Here is a 2,408-nt window from a genome sequence, read left to right as displayed (position 1 = left end):
AAGCATTCAAACCAGCCGCAAACTCATAACGGGTAGTTGCCCGGTTTCCACGGAATGTGCGGTTAGGATAACCAGCAATACAGCCATACCGTTCTACCAGAGAGCGCAAAGCTTCATAAGCCCAGTCTCCAGGAGATACATCCCGCAGTTGGGAAACACTGGTGACCTGGTCTATCGAATCTACATCCGTGCCCTGGTTGTTGTAGATATTGATTTGTTGTAGAATTTCCGAGTTAGACTCACCCGTAGCCTGGGCAACGGTTAGCTCTTGTGGAGCCACTTTAGTTTCAGTAGAAGATTCCTCCAGGCTGGGAGCACCATAGGCACTGTTAGCCACCAGCAGTGAAGCCCCTAGCAAAGCGGGACTATATTTGATCGTATTCCAAAAACTTGTTGACATCTTTTCTCAATCAACCTCACACCTAGTAGACAACACTCTTGGACTCAATGCAGTCCGCCACTTTGTCCTACAACCACGAAAATTCGTTAGTTATAGGACAACTCTGGATTAGCATATCATTTTTTTTGTGATTTTTCGAGAAAGATACTCATCCTCGATTTTAGTCACTTACGATACAGCAGTCGCCAGCGATGCAGAGGTGCGACCCGTGGCGAATTTAATTCTTAATGCGGAAAGCGCACCTAAGCGGTCTTGGGGGTTTCCACGGGGCTTACAGCGATGCAGCGCGGTCTTGGGGGTTTCCCCCATGAGCGACTGCATCAAGACAGGTGCGGACGCAGGTTCCGCACACAGCCCCTCCCCATGAGCGACTGCATCAAGACAGGGCAGTTAGGACATGACAAAAGTCTCACACCCTTTGTAAGCGCAAGAGTTTGACTTGTGACTTGTGACTTGTGACTTCTCCTAAACTAGTCAGCTATCTGCTGATAAATCACAGCAGATAGCTGATAGCAATACCTAGAATTTGTACCTAGTATTTTTACTTAGAACTTAAAGGTGGTACGGATGGCTCCAACCCAAATCGTATCATTGCCTTCATCGTGATTAGGATTGAAAATCACGTAGGCTCCTGGAGTAATCAGGATGTTCTTGCTAATGGGGAATTTGTACTGTGCCTCAACCAGGTAGGAAGTATCTTCATCTTCTTGTTCGGTACCATCAATTTCGGTAGCCTTAGGTGGCACACCCCCGGCAATACTGAACACAGCTCCCTCTTTGCCTAAATCAATGAAAGACAGGGTGGCTAGCCAAGTGAAGATGTCAGCATTGTCACCTTCTTCTACCGTACCATTATCATCTTCTGCTTCAGCATCAATATAACCAAACCAACCGCCGATGTGAATTTGTTCGGTCAGGCGCAAACTGGCTTGTGCTCCTAAGCGATTGGCAGAGGTAGCCGTATTACCGAATGGTTCCTGGGCCAGTTCACTACCAGTGCTACCCGAAAGATTGACACTGTCTCCTGGCTGGTAACTACGGACGTAGGTCAAAGATAGATCCAAATTATCAATGGGGGAAATACCCAGTTGAGCACCAGCGCTATAGGCACCATTGAACAATCCTAAGCCCTCACCGGGATTAGAAGCATCACCATCATCAGCCAAATAAAGTACTGATAGTTTCAAGGCATCACTAAATTTATAGGTGAAACCGCCACCAGTTCCGGTTACTCCCCGATGAGTTAGGGGGTTACGGCGGATAAACCGGGATAAGCCACCACTGCCACTGCTTGCCAGGATGGGGTTGGTCGGGTTGAAAATGTCATGCAAGTCCAGGCCAGTGGTTCCCACATAAGCCCTTAATTTCTTACCAATGGGGAAGCGGTAGTGCAATTCAGTAATTTCCACATCGTTGCCACCACCGGCATCATGACCCAAGCGAGCCATGTCGGTACCAGTCACACTACTGAGCCTAGTAAAGTTCCCTGCCTGCAAACGAGTTCTCAACCGGTCTTTACCGGTGAAACTGGTATCGAAGTTCAGACGTACCCTGTTGCTGAAGGTAATGTTTTCATCAATGCCTTCCTGAGCTTCTTCGTCATCATCCTCGTCTTCGTCATCTCCATCTAATCGCCTTTCTTCAGCTTCAGCTTGTTCTTCCCCAAAGGCACCAGCAAAGGTAAACAGAACTTCCCCTTTGAGTTTGGTGGTGGTGGAGAACTGATGGTCTTCTAGGAAAGCCACCCGACCTTCTAAGTTATCCACCCGTGCCCCTAGGGTAGCCAGTTCTGCTTCAAACTCTTGAATCAGCCGTTGCAGGGTTTCCAAGTCTTCCCTGGTAATAAAGTCCGCTGTGCTCGCCGCAATTAACCGCTCAATTTGGTTCAAGCAAGCATTCAAACCAGCCGCAAACTCATAACGGGTAGTTGCCCGGTTTCCACGGAATGTGCGGTTAGGATAACCAGCAATACAGCCATACCGTTCTACCAGAGAGCGCAAAGCTTCAT

The 2,408-nt window shown here is 48.3% G+C and carries 3 protein-coding genes; 1 reads left to right on the top strand and 2 read right to left on the bottom strand.

What is annotated here, in order from left to right; genetic code table 11:
* The coding region (locus tag F6K37_RS38375) for an iron uptake porin (protein WP_287256347.1) at positions 1 to 400 on the bottom strand (400 nt) is incomplete at its 3' end.
* A 208-nt stretch (positions 401 to 608) separates the two neighbouring features.
* Here F6K37_RS38375 and F6K37_RS38370 point away from each other — a divergent pair.
* On the top strand, positions 609 to 767 hold the full coding sequence (locus F6K37_RS38370) for a hypothetical protein (protein WP_154659802.1): 159 nt from the start codon (positions 609 to 611) through the stop codon (positions 765 to 767).
* 178 nt (positions 768 to 945) lie between these two features.
* Here the strand turns inward: F6K37_RS38370 and F6K37_RS38365 are convergent.
* On the bottom strand, positions 946 to 2,408 hold a 1,463-nt coding region (locus tag F6K37_RS38365; RefSeq protein ID WP_287256344.1), incomplete at its 5' end, for an iron uptake porin.

Source organism: Moorena sp. SIO4E2, assembly GCF_010671945.1.
Lineage (GTDB): Bacteria > Cyanobacteriota > Cyanobacteriia > Cyanobacteriales > Coleofasciculaceae > Moorena > Moorena producens.
This window is presented reverse-complemented; position numbering and strand designations above follow the sequence as displayed.